14 protein-coding genes are annotated in these 17140 nt (G+C 62.9%); 9 read left to right on the top strand and 5 right to left on the bottom strand.

The annotated features are described in order from the left end of the window. The first annotated feature begins 4 nt into the window (after nt 1-4). Nucleotides 5-610 carry a 5-formyltetrahydrofolate cyclo-ligase gene (locus EGJ68_RS02470; protein WP_123032958.1) on the top strand — a complete coding sequence of 202 codons (606 nt, stop codon included), beginning with the start codon at nt 5-7 and terminating at the stop codon, nt 608-610. On the opposite strand, the gene EGJ68_RS18065 is transcribed toward EGJ68_RS02470, so the two are convergent. Together EGJ68_RS18065 and ilvA are read right to left on the bottom strand one after the other, a co-directional pair. Further along, nucleotides 597-743: a hypothetical protein gene (locus EGJ68_RS18065; RefSeq protein ID WP_158283460.1), complete on the bottom strand. Its 147-nt coding sequence runs from the start codon at nt 741-743 to the stop codon at nt 597-599. The genes EGJ68_RS02470 and EGJ68_RS18065 overlap by 14 nt on opposite strands. A gap of 293 nt (nt 744-1036) precedes the next feature. Next, nucleotides 1037-2569 carry a threonine ammonia-lyase, biosynthetic gene (gene ilvA / locus EGJ68_RS02465; RefSeq protein WP_123032957.1) on the bottom strand — a complete coding sequence of 511 codons (1533 nt, stop codon included), beginning with the start codon at nt 2567-2569 and terminating at the stop codon, nt 1037-1039. Nucleotides 2570-2725: 156 nt separating this feature from the next. Between ilvA and rpiA the strand changes: the two genes are divergently transcribed. Beyond that, entirely contained in the window at nt 2726-3400 is a 675-nt protein-coding gene (gene rpiA / locus EGJ68_RS02460; protein ID WP_123032956.1) for a ribose-5-phosphate isomerase RpiA, read from the top strand. A gap of 8 nt (nt 3401-3408) precedes the next feature. On the opposite strand, the gene EGJ68_RS02455 is transcribed toward rpiA, so the two are convergent. Then, a complete protein-coding gene (locus EGJ68_RS02455) occupies nt 3409-4809 on the bottom strand; it encodes an FAD-binding oxidoreductase (RefSeq protein WP_233248646.1) in 1401 nt (466 codons plus the stop codon). Nucleotides 4810-4919: 110 nt separating this feature from the next. Here EGJ68_RS02455 and serA point away from each other — a divergent pair, with 110 nt between their 5' ends. From serA to EGJ68_RS02420, 7 genes are all read left to right on the top strand, one after another. Continuing rightward, a complete protein-coding gene (gene serA, locus EGJ68_RS02450) occupies nt 4920-6149 on the top strand; it encodes a phosphoglycerate dehydrogenase (RefSeq protein ID WP_123032954.1) in 1230 nt (409 codons plus the stop codon). A 75-nt stretch (nt 6150-6224) separates the two neighbouring features. Continuing rightward, complete coding sequence (locus EGJ68_RS02445; RefSeq protein ID WP_233248645.1) at nt 6225-6737, top strand: RNA polymerase sigma factor; 513 nt, start codon at nt 6225-6227, stop codon at nt 6735-6737. A gap of 127 nt (nt 6738-6864) precedes the next feature. After that, on the top strand, nt 6865-7854 hold the full coding sequence (locus EGJ68_RS02440) for a FecR family protein (RefSeq protein ID WP_123032952.1): 990 nt from the start codon (nt 6865-6867) through the stop codon (nt 7852-7854). A gap of 96 nt (nt 7855-7950) precedes the next feature. Beyond that, nucleotides 7951-10923, top strand: coding sequence for a TonB-dependent receptor (locus EGJ68_RS02435; protein ID WP_123032951.1), 2973 nt, complete (start codon nt 7951-7953; stop codon nt 10921-10923). A gap of 14 nt (nt 10924-10937) precedes the next feature. Then, entirely contained in the window at nt 10938-11408 is a 471-nt protein-coding gene (locus EGJ68_RS02430; protein WP_123032950.1) for a hypothetical protein, read from the top strand. A gap of 269 nt (nt 11409-11677) precedes the next feature. Further along, nucleotides 11678-14524 (top strand): TonB-dependent receptor domain-containing protein, encoded by a 2847-nt coding sequence (locus EGJ68_RS02425; RefSeq protein ID WP_199227904.1) that lies wholly within the window; start codon nt 11678-11680, stop codon nt 14522-14524. 135 nt (nt 14525-14659) lie between these two features. After that, nucleotides 14660-14950 (top strand): hypothetical protein, encoded by a 291-nt coding sequence (locus tag EGJ68_RS02420; protein WP_123032949.1) that lies wholly within the window; start codon nt 14660-14662, stop codon nt 14948-14950. 38 nt (nt 14951-14988) lie between these two features. Here EGJ68_RS02420 and EGJ68_RS02415 read toward each other — a convergent pair whose 3' ends face one another. Then, on the bottom strand, nt 14989-15954 hold the full coding sequence (locus tag EGJ68_RS02415; RefSeq protein WP_123032948.1) for a class I SAM-dependent methyltransferase: 966 nt from the start codon (nt 15952-15954) through the stop codon (nt 14989-14991). After that, nucleotides 15951-17105, bottom strand: coding sequence for an aspartyl/asparaginyl beta-hydroxylase domain-containing protein (locus EGJ68_RS02410; protein WP_123032947.1), 1155 nt, complete (start codon nt 17103-17105; stop codon nt 15951-15953). The genes EGJ68_RS02415 and EGJ68_RS02410 overlap by 4 nt, the downstream gene beginning before the upstream one ends. Nucleotides 17106-17140 lie beyond the last annotated feature (35 nt).

The raw sequence follows: 17140 nt of genomic DNA, 5'->3' as shown, positions 1-17140 counted from the left end.
TCACATGCCCACTGATTCAGACGCCCGCAGCGCGCTGCGGCGCCAGCTTCGCGGCCAGCGCAAAAGCATAGAACCCGCTCGGCGCGACGCCGCAGCGTGGGCCGCCGCAGAACATATCAGCGGCCTGCCGGGTTGGAGCGCCGCATACCGGATCGGCCTGTACTGGCCCAACGACGGTGAACTCGACACCCAACCACTGGCCGATGCCTGCCGTAGCGCGGGCAAGCGGGTTTACCTGCCGGTGTTGACGCAACACCGCACGCTGACCTTCCGCGCGTGGCGAGACAACGCGTCCCTGCAGAACAACCGCTACGGCATCCCGGAACCAACAGCACAAGCCGACGCGATTGCCGTTGCCGAACTCGATGTTGTGGTAATGCCACTGGTGGGCTGGCAGCGCGATGGCTATCGCCTGGGTATGGGGGGCGGGTTCTACGATCGCACCCTGGCCGATGCCTGGGGGCCGCTACGGGTGGGGCTTGCTTACGACTGCCAGGAAATCAACGGCCTGGCGATGCAACATTGGGACGTGGCCCTGCAGTGGGTGCTGACCGAAAACGGCCTCACGCCCTGTCCGCCGCAACCCCGCGAGCGACTCACTTCTCGATGATGACGCCGGCCTGCAGCTCAGATGCGGGGGACGCAACAGAGTCACTGGCGGATAGTGGCAACAACATAGTGATCAGTACGCCGAACCCGAAGGCGGCGGCGATCACGAGGAATAAATCCGGCTTACTCTTCACAGCAACACTCTTTTACACAATTCTCGCAACCCACGGCGATGCCTTGTTTCGCACCAGGCGACAAACTGCACCGCACCCCCGATGAGGCGCCCGAACAACCCAGGCGGTCATCGCTGTTATCTGTTTGCCAAATACGTGTGCTAAAACTTGCGGCCTTTTCGGCTCTTTTCGGCCTTTATCCAGACCTTTTTTGGCACTATTTCACAAACATTCAAGAGTGTAGCTCAGCGTTTCTCGAAAGAGAACCCCGAAACCCTTGAAAACTGGAGATTTTCCTGATCAGCGCCCGCGCACTACCCCTTTTGGGGCTGCCCGAGGTACAGCTGATAGGCCCGATTGTCGGTTTCGTCCCACCAAGGGTAGCCAACACCCTGCAACACCTCACGAAACGCCTTGCGTTCGGCTCGAGGCACCTGCACGCCCAGCAGGATGCGTCCGTAAGCGGCACCGTGGTTGCGATAATGAAACAGGGAAATATTCCAGCGCTGGCCGAGACCGGAGAGAAATTTCAGCAACGCCCCGGGGCGCTCGGGGAATTCGACGCGAAACACCACCTCGTCCGCCAGGTCGGCGGGCGCCCTGCCACCCACCATATGCCGAATATGCAGCTTGGCCATTTCGTTGTTGGTCATGTCTTCCGTTGCGTAGCCCTGTGCCGCAAGGTCCTGCAGTAAATCGCTCAGGTCGTTGCCGCCCGGAATCACCGACAGGCCGAGGAATACCAGCGCCGCTCCCGCATCGGAATACCGATAGTTGAACTCCGTGATATTGCGTCGCCCAAGCGCGCTGCAGAAGGTGCGGAAGCTGCCGGGGCGTTCGGGTATCGTGACACTGATCACCGCTTCACGGTGTTCGCCAATTTCCGTACGCTCGGAGATGTAGCGCAGGCGATCGAAATTCGTGTTGGCACCGCTGACAATGGCCAGCAGGTCCTGATCGCGCGCACCGGTGGTGTCCACATATTTCTTCAAGCCCGCCAGCGCCAGTGCCCCCGCGGGCTCGGCAATGCCGCGGGTGTCTTCGAAAATATCCTTGATCGCGGCGCAGATTTCATCCGTGCTGGCGGTGATCACTTCATCCACCGTGCTGCGGATGACGCGGAAGGTCTCCTTGCCGATCTGCGCCACGGCGCAGCCGTCTGCAAACAGGCCCACCTCGGGCAACACGGCGCGCCGGCCCTTGCGCAGCGCCAGCTGCAGGCAGGCAGCATCCTCCGGCTCGACACCAATCAGGCGCGTCTCAGGCCACACGTACTTGATGTACGCGGCGACACCGGCGAGCAGCCCACCGCCACCCACCGGCACGAAGATAGCGTCCAGCGGACGTTGCAGCTGGCGCACGATTTCCATACCCACCGTGCCCTGCCCGGCAATCACATCCGGATCGTCGAACGGATGCACGTACACCATGGACTTTTCCGCGACCAGCTTTTGCGCGTACACCGATGCCTCGTCGAAGGTATCTCCATGCAGCACCACTTTGGCGCCCCGGTTGCGCACCGCATCAACCTTGATTTGCGGCGTGGTGCGCGGCATCACGATCGTGGCCTTGACGCCCATGTGCTGCGCCGCCATGGCCAGCCCCTGAGCGTGATTTCCGGCCGAGGCGGCGACCACGCCACAGGCGCGCTGCTCAGCCGAGAGCTTCTGCATCTTGTTGTAGGCGCCGCGCAACTTGAAAGAGAACACAGGCTGCAGATCCTCACGCTTGAACAACACCCGGTTCCCCAGGCGCCGCGACATGAGCATGGCTTCATCCACAGGTGTCTCGCGCGCAACGTCGTACACGCGAGCGTCGAGAATGCGCTTGATATACGAGGTGGGCATAAGCGTGATCCAGTAAAAAGCCAGCCCGACATGGTAATGGAGCTGGTGAGGATTTTCAGCATTGATCGCCGACGAGCGAGCGTTTTTTCGCTTTCGGCCAGACGCTGCCTGTTATGCTCTATACTCTTTGCTCCACGAGCTGACAGGCAGGCGAGAATGACACAGGACGCGCTCAAGCAGGCGGTTGCACAGGCCGCACTGGATTACATCCGGCCACAGCTGGAGCGCGACACGGTGCTCGGCATCGGCACCGGCTCCACGGCAAACCTGTTCATCGACCTGCTCGCCGGCCTGCGCGGCGAAATCAACACCACCGTCGCCAGCTCCGAAGCGTCTGCCGAACGGCTTCGCCAGCACGGCATCCATGTGAGCGATTTGAACAGTGTGCCGCAGGTCGACTTCTATATCGACGGCGCCGATGAAGCCAATGCGGCACTGCAACTGATCAAGGGCGGCGGTGCGGCCCTGACGCGAGAGAAAATTGTTGCCGCGGTGGCACGCACTTTTGTCTGCATCGCTGACGCGAGCAAGCGCGTGCACACCCTGGGGCAGTTCCCGCTGCCGGTCGAGGTCATTCCGATGGCACGCAGCCACGTAGCCCGGGAGCTGGTCAAGCTGGGCGGCGACCCGATATACCGCGAAGGCGTGGTGACCGACAACGGCAATGTCATCCTCGATGTGCACAACTTTTCCATCCCGCAGCCCCTCGCCATGGAGGCGAAGATCAACAACATCACCGGCGTGGTCACCAATGGGCTGTTCGCCCTGCGGCCGGCGGATGTGCTGCTGCTGGGCACAGCCGACGGCGTGGAAACCCTGCGCGCCTCCTGAGGCTGCGGCTAGAGGTCGAAGATCTTGCCCGGGTTCATGATGCCCTGCGGATCAAAGACCTGCTTGATCTGCTTCATAATGGCGATTTCCGCTGCACTGCGGCTGTAGTGTAGATACGCTTTCTTCAGCAGGCCCACACCGTGCTCCGCTGAAACACTGCCCTCATGGCGCTGCACAATTTCGAAGACCCAGCGGCTCACTTCCCCGCAACGCTGCTGGAATTCAGCCATGGGCAGCGCGTCGGGCTTGAGCACATTGAGGTGCACATTGCCGTCACCGATGTGCCCGAACCACACGATTTCGAAGTCGGGATAGGCCCGCGTCACCACCGCTTCCACCTCGGCAAGAAAGTCCGGCACGCGCACGATGGTGGTGGAGATATCGTTCTTGTAAGGCGTCCAGCGGGAAATCGTCTCGGATATATCCTCGCGCAGGCGCCACAGTGCCTGCGCCTGAGCCACGCTCTGGCTGACCACCCCGTCCACAACCCAACCCTGCTCCACGCAGTGCTCGAACAGTGCCATGGCCTGATCGAGATCCGCCTCGGTGTGCTGTTCGAACTCGAGCAACGCGTAGAAGGCGGCAGGGGTCTCGAAGGGCCGCTGCAGGCCCTGGTGCGCCACCACCTTCTGCAGGGCCAGCTCGGAAAAGAATTCAAAGGCCTGCAGGTCCATGGCCCCCTGCCAGGTTTCCAGCACCTGCATCACGGCGGCCATATCCGGCACGCCCAGCACCATCACCGTCAGGTTCTGCGGGGGCCGCGCCAACTGCATGGTGGCCTCGACCACAATGCCCAGCGTGCCCTCGGCACCAATGACCAGCTGGCGCAGGTCATAACCGGCATTGTTTTTCACCAGCCCGCGGTTGAGATCCAGCAGCTCGCCGCTGCCGGTGACCAGCTTAAGGCCCGCCACCCAGTCGCGGGTCATGCCGTGGCGGATGACCTTGATGCCCCCGGCATTGGTGGAAATATTACCGCCAATCTGGCTGGAACCACTGGAAGCGAAGTCGACCGGGTAGAACAGGCCCTGCTCCTCCGCAAAGGCCTGCAATTGCGCCGTGACGACGCCCGCCCCACAGCGCACGGTGCGGTCGACCGGGTTGAAATCATCGATGCGGTTCAAGCGGTCCAGCGCGACGACAATCTCCCCCTGGCAGGCCATGGCGCCACCGCTGAGTCCAGTGCGGCCGCCGGAGGGCACCAGAGCCAGCTGCAGCGCTCCCGCCAGCTCCACCACTGCCTGCACCTCGGCGATACTGCCGGGCAGTACCACCGCCGAGGGTGCCGGAGCATGGGCCCGGGTCCAATCCCGCCCGTACAGCGCCAGGGAGTCCGGGTCTGTCAACACGCGCGACTCGCCAACGCAGGCCTGTAACGCCTGCAGTATTTCCGGGCTGATATTGGACACAGGGCTACTCCGCAGTCGAATGGGTTGGGGCGCAAACAGGGCGCGATATGGTAGCATACGCGCCTGCTTAATCCTGCCCACCCTACACCGTCCAGGGAGCATTACCGCGTATGGCGCCCAAGTCGCTAGAAAAAAGTAAAATCCGCTTCCTGCTGCTGGAAGGCGTTCACCCATCAGCGGTGGATACCCTGCGCAACGCCGGTTACGACAATATCGAGCAGCATCAGAAAGCCCTGGCGCCAGACGACCTGAAAAAGGCGATCGCCAATGCCCACTTCGTCGGCATTCGGTCCCGTACCCAGCTCACGGACGATGTGCTGGACGCGGCGCGCAAGCTGGTTGCCGTGGGTTGCTTCTGCATCGGTACCAACCAGGTGGACCTCGCAGCCGCAACACGGCGCGGCATCGCCGTGTTCAACGCCCCCTTCAGCAACACGCGCAGCGTGGCGGAGCTGGTGATCGCGGAGGCCATTCTGCTGCTGCGCGGCGTCGCCGCCCGCAATGCAGCCGCGCACCGCGGCGAATGGCAGAAAAGCGCAACCAACGCTTATGAAATACGGGGCAAGCGTCTGGGTATCGTCGGTTACGGCAATATTGGCATGCAGTTGGGCGTGATCGCCGAGGGCCTGGGCATGCAGGTACAGTTCTGCGATGTGGTCAGCAAGCTGCCGCTGGGCAACGCGCGCCAGCTGCCTTCGCTGGATCAGCTGCTGGCCCAGTCGGATGTCGTCAGTCTGCACGTACCGGAAACCCGCGGCACACGGAACATGATCGGGGCCGCGCAGCTGGACCAGATGCCCAGGGGCAGCATTCTGCTGAACGCCTCGCGGGGAACGGTGGTGGACATCGAAGCCCTGGCCGCGAGCCTCGAATCCGGCCACCTCGGTGGTGCCGGCATCGATGTGTTCCCGGTGGAACCGCGCTCCAACGATGAAGAATTCGTATCGCCACTGCGGGCCTTCGACAACGCCATCCTTACGCCGCACATTGGCGGCAGCACGGTGGAGGCACAGGCCAATATCGGTGTCGAGGTTGCCGAAAAGCTGGCACGCTACAGCGATACCGGCGCCACAACCTCGTCGGTCAACTTCCCCGAGGTGTCCCTGCCGGAGCATGAGGGCAGCCATCGCCTGCTGCATATTCACCACAATGTGCCCGGTGTCATGAGCGCCATCAACCGCGTCTTCTCCGAGTACGATATCAACGTCTCGGCGCAGTTCCTGCAGACCAATGAGGCGGTGGGCTACGTGGTGATCGACGTGGACGCCGAGTATTCGGACGTGGCCCTGGCCAAACTGGCCAGCATAGACGGTACGATCCGCAGTCGCGTACTATTCTAGGGCACGCCGCGCTACTACGAGGGTTTCACCATCACGGTCGTAGCTAACAGCAAAAATGCCTTTCTCGCGCGCCTGGTGAATGACCACGGCAGTGCGCTGGAGCGCTATCTGGCGCGCAAACTCGACAGCCCGGAAGACGCCGCGGAAGTCGCCCAGGAAGCCTTTCTGCGCCTGCATCGACTGCAATCCCCGGAAACTCTCGACAACGCCCGGGCCTTTCTTTTCCAGGTCGCCACCAACCTGGCCGTGGATCAGTTGCGGCGGCGCAAATTGCACCTGCAGTTCATGCACGGCGAACGCCAGCAAGCCGATGAAGGTGAAGCGCCGGATATCAACGGCAGTGCGGCCTCACCCGAACATATTCTTGGCGCGCGCGAAAAACTCAGCCTCATCATGGCGGCCGTGGAAGAGTTGCCTCTGAATGTGCGCCAGGCGTTTTTGCTGCATCGGCGCAACGGCCTGTCCTACGGCGAGATCGCCGATGCCATGCAGGTTTCCGTCTCCAGCGTGGAGAAATACATCCTGCAGGCGCTGCAACATTGCCGCAAACGCCTGGCTGCGCTGTATCCACCGGGCGAAAACGGATGAATGGGAAATATTTACTTGAGGGAACTTTCAGGTTTCTCGTTACACTAACAGGTCATAACATAAGGCAGCACCCCTGCGTGGGTGTGCGCACCCCGGGATACAACAACCGGCGGGCGTTGGGGAAGCGATGAACCAGACGTTGACAGAGGAATTCGAGCAGCATTGCGACGCCGCCCTGGCGTGGATTGCGCGTTTCCGTGGCGAGGCCAACGATCAGGATCACCGCGATTTTGCCCTCTGGCTCGCCGCTGACGCGGGCCATCGCCAGGCCATGGACCTGATGCTGGAACTCTGGGACGACCTCGGCAGTGTGCGCCATCTCCCGCTGGAGGCAGAGCCACCGGCCACCGCCCCGGCTCGCGCACAACCCACCCGGCGCCAATGGCTGACCGGGGCCGTCGCCCTGGCAGCGGGCCTGGCCATGGCCTTTGTGCTGCTACCCCTGAACCGCGAATCGGGCGGCAACGAGTCCCTGCGCACCGCCCACGGCGAGCGAGCCACCTTCACGCTCAGCGATGCCTCACAGGTCACCCTGAACACGGACAGCCGACTGGATGTGGCCTTCACCGGGAGTGCCCGCGCACTGACTCTGGTAAAAGGTGAAGCGTTCTTCGATGTCGCGCACGACCCCAAGCGCCCCTTCTCAGTCAGCGCAGGTGACACCACGGTCACCGCCGTGGGCACCGCCTTCAATGTCTACCGCCGCGCCGACTCAACCGCCGTCACTGTCAGTGACGGGGTGGTGCGCATAAGCAACCTGGCCGCGGGTGGCACTGCGCCGCAAAGCGTGCTGCTGGAAGCCGACGAACACCTGGAAACCGGCCGCAATGGCGCCCTCGGAACGGGCCGCAGTGTGGATACAGACCGCTACCTGGCGTGGCAGCGGGGAGAAATTATCGCCGAAGCCCTCACGCTGGCAGAATTGGCGGATGAAATGGCGCGCTATTCGAATACGCGCATTCTCATCAGCGAGCGCGAAGTGGCCGAGCTCACCGTGTCCGGTGTGTTCAGCCTGGACCACCCGGATACCGTTGTGCAGGCCCTGGAACGCAGTCTCGGGCTGCGCGTAGTACCGCTCGGCAACGGCTCAGTGCAGTTGCTGAAATCCCCGCAGTAGGATATAACGAACCCTTGCCTGACTGGCTTCTCCGGTCAACATAATTTCTCTCGCATTATCAGTACGTTGCAACCAGCAATCTGGCAGGGTGGGAAAATGCTTGCCGCGTCCCGGGCGACAGGTTTTATCGCGCAGGGTATCGTTTCGGCATGGCTGGCGATCTCCATTGCGTTCGGCTGGACGCAGCACGTGGCGGCGGCGGAGCCTGTCCGTCACTACGACATACGCGAGAGCTCGCTGTCCGCAGCCCTCATCCAGTTCAGTCGCCAGAGCAACACCCCCATTGTTTTTTCCGACCGCCTCACCCGGCACCTGTCCGCCCCCACGCTGGTCGGTGAGCTGACGCGGGACGATGCCCTCAGCCGACTGCTGGCGGAAAGCGAGCTCAACTGGGAGCTGATCGACGAGCGCATCGTCGCCATCTATTCCAGTGACTGCCCCCAAGAGCGCTGCGAAGGCACCGCGCCGGGGGCGGTTGCGCTGCCCATCTATGAACCCGGCATGGAACAGACCTACGTGTATGGCAGCCGGCTCACAGGCTCGCGCATCCGCCGCGATCCCAACCGCTTCAGCGCGCCGGTCGAGGTGTACGCCCGCTCCGATATCGAGCGCAGCGGCGCACAAACACTGGGCGAGCTGCTGCGTTTTGTACCTGCGGTCATCGGCAACTCCACCAGCACGGCCATCTCCAACGGCGGCGACGGCACGGCAACCGTGACCCTGCGCGGCCTGCCCGCCAGCAACACGCTCATCCTGATCAACGGTCGCCGCATTGCCAACGACGGGCTGGCCGGCGAATCCGTCGACCTGAACAGCATTTCTCCCGCCGCCGTGGAGCGCGTCGAGATACTCAAGGACGGCGCCTCCGCCATCTACGGCTCGGACGCGATCGCCGGTGTCGTCAACATCATCATGAAACGCGATTTTCACGGCTTCCTGGCGGAAACCTATGTGGGCGAAAGCAGCCGTGGCGACCTCACCACGACCACACAAACACTGCAGTATGGCAACAGCTTCCGCGACGGTGGCGTGTTCATCAGCGCCACGCACTACGAGCAGGAGCCGCTGTTCAGTCGCGACCGCTCGGTGTCCGCCAGCGCCGACACCCGCCACCTCGGAGGCACTGACCTGCGCTCCAGCGCCACCGCCGATGCGCGTGTGGTCTTGCCCGATGGCAGTGCATTGATCGCCGAGGGCAACGGCTACCGCCCGGCAGGCAGCGAGGACCTGTTCAATTACCAGGCCTTTACCTCGGCCGTGGTACCCCTGCGTCGCAGCAGCGTGTACGCCAGTGTCACCCGCGACCTGAGTGAACAGGTCACCACGCTGCTTGAGGCCACCTACCTGCAAACCAGTGCCCGCGCCACGCTGGCGCCCACGCCCATCTTCACTGGCTTCGAGCAGATGCCGTTGAGTGTTGCCGCGGACAATATCTACAATGACTTCGATCAGGAAATAACCGATGTTCGGCGAAGATTGCTGGAGTTTCCCGGGCGCATGCAGCAAAACGAGTCTCGCGTAGGCCGTCTCAGCGCCATTGTCGAGGGCTTGTACGCCGACTGGCACTGGGATATCGGGGTGAACTGGAGTCGCAGTGAGGCCTGGGAAACCGTCACCAACCTGGTCGACGCCAACCGGCTGCGGCGCGCGCTGGGCCCCGCTGCGGGCTGCCGGGGTGCGGAGGTGGATGGCTGCGTGCCGGTGGATATTATGGGACCAGCGGGCAGCATCACGGACGAACAGGTGGACTACCTGCGGCTCGATGGACGCACTCGGGGCGACACCACGCTCTCCAGTGCGGCCCTCAACCTGAGCAATGCGCTGCTTAACCTGCCCGCGGGGCGAGGCGACCTTGCGCTGGGCGTTGAATTTCGCCACGAATCGACCACCAAGCAGCCAGACCCGCGGTTGGCCTCCATTGGCACCATCGGCGCTACCAATTTCCAGCCCACCCGGGGCGATCGCAAGATACTCGAACTCTACGGGGAAAGCCGCATACCGCTCTGGAGCAACGCCAGCGGCGGTCGCAACCTGCAGCTGGAGGCGGCGCTGCGTCACTCTGCCTACAGCGACTTCGGCAGCAGCACCAACCCCAAGATCGGGCTGAAACTGCAGCTGGGGCCCTCACTCACACTGCGCGGCGGCTATGCGATGGGCTTTCGTGCACCCAGCCTCAACGAGCTCTACGAAGGCAACAGCGAACAACAGGCGTTTATCGCCGATCCCTGCACCATTGCCGCCAATGTCGGCCAGCTACCCGGGTGCACACAACTCGCAGATGCCTCGCGCAATCAATTCCTGACGGTGAAGGGCGGCAACCCGGACCTCAACCCGGAAACCTCCAACTCAGTGAGCGCCGGGGCAATCTGGACGCCCGTGGTGTTACCCGGCCTGCGCGTCTCCCTGGATTTCTTCGAGATCCGCCAGGAAGATGTGGTGAGCTCCAGCGCGCAAACCCTCGTTGACCGCAATGCCGCGACGGGGGCCTTCGGCGAGCAGGTACAACGCGATGCGCGGGGCAACCTCACCCGGGTAACGGCCAACAACGTCAACTTCGGCAAGCGCCGGGTGCGCGGCGCGGACCTGAGCCTGGCCTATTATTTTCCCGACCAGCCCTGGGGGCAGGTGTCGGTCACCGGCACCGGAGCCTGGATCCATGAATACCTCTCGCAGCCCGGCGACGGCGGCCCCGACGTGGATCTGGCAGGCACTTTCCGCGACGAGGCGTCCGAGGGACTCGGCGGCATACCCGAATGGAAAGGCCAGCTGGGCCTGCGCTGGAAGCGCGAGCGGTGGCTGGCCAGTTACGATATGCATCACGTCAGTGCCCTGGAAGAGACGGTCCCGGGCAGCACCCTGACGCGGGAAATCGACAGCTGGACCGTGCACGACATGCAGGTCAGCTATGTGTTCGACGTGCTTTCGGGTTTGCGCCTCACACTCGGCATCGACAACCTGTTCGACCAGGCCGCCCCTTTGGCGGCGTCAGCGTTTAACGATAATATCGACGCCCGCACCCACGAACTGAGGGGGCGCTTCTGGTACACCCGTATCAGTCAGCGCTTCTGACCGGAGCCCCACCCATGCGCAGCGCACTGACACCCCTGTTGTTTCTCACCCTCGCCTGCAGCGTGCCCGGCGCCAGCGCAGAACCGGGCAGCGAATTCCCGGGGGTCCAGAAGTTGATGTCCGAGGAAGAGTACCAGGCGGCGGGGCTCGACAAGCTCAGCGCAGACGAGCGCGCGGCGCTCAATCGCTGGCTGGTGAACTACACCGCCGCCGAGGCGCCCGCCATGCTGCGCACCAATCCGGAAGTTATCGCTGCGGAAGAGTCCATCCGCATCGAGTCACACATCAAACAGCCTTTCGACGGCTGGTCTGGCGAGACCCTGTTCTACCTCGATAATGGCCAGGTCTGGCGTCAACGCCTGCCCGGGCGCTACATGCACCGTGGCGATGACACCGCGGTGGTTATCGACAAGAACTTTTTCGGCTTCTATCAAATGACCGTGACCTCCACCGACAAGACCGTCGGCGTCAGCCGGGTGCGCTGAGGGACCAGAACCTGCGCTGCGCGACACTCGTGCCGGGCCACTGAAACTGCAGGGATATCAGCGGCCTGCTGCCATGTGGTCAGGTCATTTCTGGTAATTTGCCGAGTTCCCGAGGTTTTTCGTAAATAAGTCACAAAAGTGACAGGGAACTCTGAGGAACCGGCCGCTGAATTCGTTTAATGTTCGTCTCCAGTGGCATTGGCCACCGGATTAGCATGCTTACAGTCAAGTACAGGGGTATTGATATGTTGAGGAAAAATCGTCTGACCATGGCAGTTTCAGCTGCTCTGGGCATGAGCGCAGCGGCGGTAATGCCGACTGTGGCCAACGCCCAGAACGACCAGCTGATGCTGGAAGAAGTGGTTGTCACCGGTTCCCGTATTCAGCGGGCCAACCTGGTTTCCGCCAGCCCGGTTACCCAGGTAGATGCCGAGGAATTCAAGTTCCAGGGCACCACCCGCGTAGAAGACCTGATGAAGAACCTGCCACAGGTCTACTCCAACCAGAACTCTTCCACCTCCAACGGCGCAACGGGTACCGCTACCCTGAACCTGCGCAACCTGGGTGACGAGCGCACCCTGGTACTGGTCAACGGCCGTCGCCTGCCCGCGGGCTCGCCGCTGCAAGGCGGTACCGGTGCCGACATCAACCAGATCCCGGCAGCCCTGATCCAGCGCGTTGAAGTGCTGACCGGTGGCGCCTCCGCCACCTACGGTTCCGACGCGGTCGCCGGTGTTGTCAACTTCGTGATGGTTGACGACTTCGAAGGCGTGCAGTTCGACTACCAGTTCAGCCAGTACCAGCACGACAACGACAACAGCGGCCTGCAGCAGATCGTCGGCGATGCGGGCTTCCCCTTCCCTGACGGCAGCAACACCGACGGCGAAATCCAGAACTGGTCGCTGGTCATGGGTGGCAACTTCGATAACGGCCGCGGCAACGTGACCGCCTACGCCACTTACCGTGAAATTGACGCCGTGCTGCAGAGCGCCCGCGACTACAGCGCCTGTGCACTGAACAACGATGCCAGCGGCTGTTTCGGTTCCGGCACCAGCGCCGCAGGTACCTTTATCGTTGGCACCGCCGATCCCTACCGTGTTTCCGGCAACGAACTGGTACAGCCCAGCGAGGTGTACAACTACGGCCCGCTGAACTACTACCAGCGCCCCGACGAGCGTTACACCGCCGGTGCCTTTGGTCGCTACCAGATCAACGAACACGTAGAGACCTACACCGAACTCATGTTCATGGACAACCAGAGCAACGCGCAGATCGCGCCCTCTGGCGCGTTCGGCCTGAACGTGCCGATCTCCTGTGACAACCCGTTCTTGTCCGACCAGCAGGTTGGCGTGATTTGCGGCGCCAACGGCCTCGGCCCGGGCGACACGCAGGATGTGGTTGTTCTGCGTCGTAACGTTGAAGGCGGCCCGCGTAATCAGGACCTGCGTCACACCTCCTTCCGCGGTGTGCTCGGCTTCCGTGGCGACATCAACGACACCTGGCGTTATGACGTGTCTGGCCTCTATTCAGAAGTCAGCATGGAAAACACCTACAACAACGACTTGTCCAACACCAAGATTCGCAACGCGCTGGACGCGGTGCTGGACGACGATGGCAACATCACCTGTCAGTCTGTGGTTGACGGCAGCGACACCAACTGTGTGCCCTGGAACATCTGGGAAACCGGTGCTGTTGACCCCGCTGCTGCTGAATACCTGACCCTGCCCCTGTTCGCACGCGGCACCACCACGCAGAAAGTCTTCAACGCGTTCGTTGCAGGTAGCCTGGGCGACTACGGCCTCAAGCTGCCTTCCGCCAACAACGGCGTGGAAGTGGTCATCGGTACTGAATACCGCAAGGAAACGCTGAACTTCAACCCCGACGAAGGCTTCCGCCTCGGTCTGGGTGCCGGTCAGGGTGGCGCCACCAACGCCGTTAACGGCGAATATGACGTCACTGAATACTTCATGGAAGCCAGCATTCCTCTGGTGGAAGGCGCCGCCTTCGCCGAGGAGATCACCCTGGACCTGGGCTACCGCTACTCTGATTACTCCACCGGCGTAACCACCGATACCTACGGTGTGCGTGGCGGCTGGGCAATCAACCAGGACGTGAAGCTGCGCGCCAGCTTCCAGCGCGCTGTGCGTGCTGCCAACATCCGCGAACTGTTCCTGCCCCAGGGCCTGAACCTGTTCGACATGGACGTGGACCCCTGTGGTGGCGCCACCCCCGAGCGTAGCCTGGAAGATTGCGCTCGCACCGGTGTAACGGCTGCCCAGTACGGCAACATCCTCAACTCCTTCGCCGGTCAGTACAACTACCTCCAGGGCGGTAACACCGAACTGGCGCCGGAAGAGTCCGATACCTACTCGGTGGGCTTCATCTGGTCGCCCGAGTTCGTTGACGGCCTGGTACTGAGCGTTGACTACTACTCAATCGAAATCGAGAAGGGCATCAACAACCTGGGCCCCGAGTTCATCCTCAACCAGTGTCTGGATGGCAACGACGCGCTCTGCGAAAACGTGAAGCGTAACGCCACGCGCGGTGACCTGTGGATTGGCTCCGAAGTCGCTTCCAGTGGCCAGATCGTAGCCCTGCTGGACAACCTCGCTATCGAGGAAGTGACCGGTTGGGACGTGATCGTCGACTACGATGTGACCATCGGTGACATGGGCAGCCTGTCGTTCAACAACACCATGTCCATCATCGACACCTGGGACCAGCAGGAACTCGAAGGTGCACCGGTTGTTGACTGCAAAGGTAACTGGGGCGGCGAGTGTGGATACCCCACACCTGACTTCCGCAACAACCTGCGCGCTACCTGGATGACGCCCTGGGACCTGGCAGTCAGTGCCTACTGGCGCCACATCAGCTCAGTGACCGACCTGAACGGTAACCTGGACCTGCCTTCCGTCAACTACCTTGACGTGGCCGGCACCTGGGATGTCACCGAGAACGCCTCTCTCCGTCTGGGTGTGAACAACATCACTGACAAAGAGCCGCCGGTTGCGGGCAACGCCGCCGGGCCGTCTATCAACGGTAACGGTAACGTCTTCCCCGGCATGTACGACGCACTCGGTCGCTACATGTTCGTAGGCGTCAGCGTCAGCTTCTAAGCGACTTCCTGCGGGCGGCCGGCAACGGCCGCCCTACGGTGCAAGACCAGACCCGGCCCCAGGCCGGGTTTTTTTCAGTGGATTTACCTTAAATACAACGCAGTTGAGACTGCGCTGACACCTCAGGAGATCAACATGAACCGTTCATTCGCGCTTTGCGCCCTCGGCGCTGCCCTATCGATGTTGGCAGCATGCTCCAGCACCGGGACATCACAAACAGCCGGAGCCGACGGCACGACACCGGCCCAGGCCGTCGCCAGTAATGAAAACATGACCTGCCGCAATGTCATCAAGACCGGCACACGTCTGGGCACACGCGTGTGCAAAACAGACGCCCAGTGGAAGCAGGAATCACAGGACAGCCGCGATGCGACCAACAGCATCCAGAACAACAGTGCACAGAGCGCCGGCCCTGCGGGCGGCTGAGCAGCAGACTACAACCCTTAAAAAACCGGGCAGGTTCTCTAGCCGCGCTGCATGACCAGCGCCCAGGCGGCAGGGTGCGCCCCGGCAGACACCCGCAGCTGCGACAAGTCCCTCAGGGCAAACCCGTCGGCCGCAAGCCGTCGTGTTGTGGCGTCGATGGCCTGCTGACTGAGCGCGGCATCCAGCATCGACTGCATCCTGCCGCTGTAGGCGGTGAGCTCCAGGTCCATGCCGTCGAGCCAGTTGCGGATATCATCCAGAGCATAGGCCGACATGCGCCGGTACATCTGCGCAATGTCCTGATACAGCTGCTGCAGAAGCCCTCCCGCAGACTGCGCGCCACGGCTCTGCAGTAACTGTTCCAGACCCCTGACCGCAGGCGTGAAAGCCCGCTCTGCGGCTTTGAAGGCGTCGGGGCTGCCGGTACCCGCATTCAACGCAAATCCGGCATCAAACGCCCCTCGCGCCAGGCTCAAGATATCCAGCTCACGCAGGGCGCGCACGGTATCGCGGTTGTACTCGCACTCCCGGTAAATAGCCCCGCCCGCCAAGTGTAGCAACAGCCCCAGCGAGCCACCGGGAGCCACCAGCCGGGCGGCCTCGAACACTGCCTGGGGGCCCGCATACTCAACGCCGAACTGGCTGACCACCACGTCGAAGGCGCCATCGGCAAAGGGGGTATTGCTGGCGTCGGCCGCAATGCAGCGTGCGCTGGGGTAGCGCTGCTGCAGGCCCCGCAAGGCGTTAAATGAGTAATCGCTACAGTGCGGCAGCAGTGACGGAGACACCTTCAGGGCATGGCCGGTCACGGCGCCATGACCACAGGCGAGATCGAGTAACGAAGGCGTTGCGCGCGCGCCCAGTTGCGCGGCGAAAAATGTCGCCCAGAATGCTTCCAGCACAGGCTCCTGTGGCCCGCCCTCGCGGTGTGCAGCATGCTCCCGGGTGCCCCGCCAGTAGGTATCCCAGGCGCCCGCGTGTGCGGCCGGCCCCTGAGCACTCATGTTGCCTCGTAGGCCTTGACGGCCTGCAGCATGGTTGCCACCCAGTGGCGCTCCGCCTCACCCAACTCCGGCCGCCAGATGTCGAACAGCAGTACCACCCGCTCCTCCCGGCTGTCGTTCCAGGCCTCGTGCTCCATGGTGTCGTCAAACACCAGCAGCTCGCCTTCGCGCCAGCTGCGCCGGTCATTGCCCACGCGCAACTCGCCACACTGGGGCGGCACAACCAAGGGCAAGTGACAGATCAGCCGGGTATTGACTGCCCCGTGGTGGGGCTCGATACGCGCCCCCGGTGCCAGGCGGGAAAACAGTGCCGAAGGCATCTGCCCGGGCACCCGACACAGCGGCACCTGCTCCAGCGCGGCGAACGTCAGGGGACAGCGCTCCGCCAGCGCCTCCACACGCACACCATCGCGCCACAGATAGCAGGCGCTCCAGTCCATGGCGTCGAGGTTGCGGCTGGTATTCAACTGCGGCTGGTCCGGGTCCGACTCCAGATAGGGCTGAAAGTGCGCACCGTCCGCCATAACAGCGAGCAGCTCGGCCCGAATCTGTGCGGTTTGTGCCTCCAACGCCGCTGCCCAGGGAAACGCCTCCCGGGGGTAAAAGGTGCGCTGTGGCAGGCCCGGGAAATAGTAACGGGTAGGTTGCTGCAACTGCACCGGCGCTTTGCCGCAGGCAATATCGAGCGATTCCGCGAAACGTGGAAACTCGGCGCGGTTGAAACCCGCCTCCTCCAGGTTTTCGAGCAGGTAATTCTCGTAGTGCGCGGCCCAGCGGTCGCACACCTCTTCGGCACGCGCCAGCCCGCGCCGCACATCTTCCGGTATCTGCGCCATACTCGACGCCACGCGCAGCGCGCCCTGATAGAAGCCGAGGGCCGTGCGATCGCGCCCCAGGCGATCCAGGTGGTCTGCCTTGAACAACAGCGCGCGGATGTTGCGCGGCTCCAGCTGCAAGGCACGGTCGACGGCCAGCAGTGCCTCTTCCGCCCGGTCCAGATTCACGCGCGCAAAGGCCAGTGCCAGCCAGGTGGAGGCCGCCGCGTTGCCAGCCCGGGTGAGCTCATCGAGCAGCGCCTCCGCTTCACCCGCCCGCCCCGCACGCAAGGCCTCCAGGGCCGCCTGCAGGCGCTGCTGTGGCTGGCCGCTCACGCGAGCACCCCCGGACGGCAGGCTGCCGCAACGCC

This window comes from Haliea alexandrii, assembly GCF_003719295.1.
Taxonomy (GTDB): Bacteria; Pseudomonadota; Gammaproteobacteria; order Pseudomonadales; family Halieaceae; genus Haliea; species Haliea alexandrii.
This window is presented reverse-complemented; position numbering and strand designations above follow the sequence as displayed.

What these genes read in the sequence shown, in the direction of transcription:
- EGJ68_RS02470 (WP_123032958.1), top strand. Translation starts at nt 5, where the DNA reads ATGCCCACTGATTCAGACGCCCGCAGCGCGCTGCGGCGCCAGCTTCGC.
- EGJ68_RS02440 (WP_123032952.1), top strand. Translation starts at nt 6,865, where the DNA reads ATGAACCAGACGTTGACAGAGGAATTCGAGCAGCATTGCGACGCCGCC.
- EGJ68_RS02435 (WP_123032951.1), top strand. Translation starts at nt 7,951, where the DNA reads ATGCTTGCCGCGTCCCGGGCGACAGGTTTTATCGCGCAGGGTATCGTT.
- rpiA (WP_123032956.1), top strand. Translation starts at nt 2,726, where the DNA reads ATGACACAGGACGCGCTCAAGCAGGCGGTTGCACAGGCCGCACTGGAT.
- EGJ68_RS02415 (WP_123032948.1), bottom strand. Translation starts at nt 15,954, where the DNA reads ATGAGTGCTCAGGGGCCGGCCGCACACGCGGGCGCCTGGGATACCTAC.
- serA (WP_123032954.1), top strand. Translation starts at nt 4,920, where the DNA reads ATGGCGCCCAAGTCGCTAGAAAAAAGTAAAATCCGCTTCCTGCTGCTG.
- EGJ68_RS02430 (WP_123032950.1), top strand. Translation starts at nt 10,938, where the DNA reads ATGCGCAGCGCACTGACACCCCTGTTGTTTCTCACCCTCGCCTGCAGC.
- EGJ68_RS02420 (WP_123032949.1), top strand. Translation starts at nt 14,660, where the DNA reads ATGAACCGTTCATTCGCGCTTTGCGCCCTCGGCGCTGCCCTATCGATG.
- EGJ68_RS02425 (WP_199227904.1), top strand. Translation starts at nt 11,678, where the DNA reads ATGGCAGTTTCAGCTGCTCTGGGCATGAGCGCAGCGGCGGTAATGCCG.
- ilvA (WP_123032957.1), bottom strand. Translation starts at nt 2,569, where the DNA reads ATGCCCACCTCGTATATCAAGCGCATTCTCGACGCTCGCGTGTACGAC.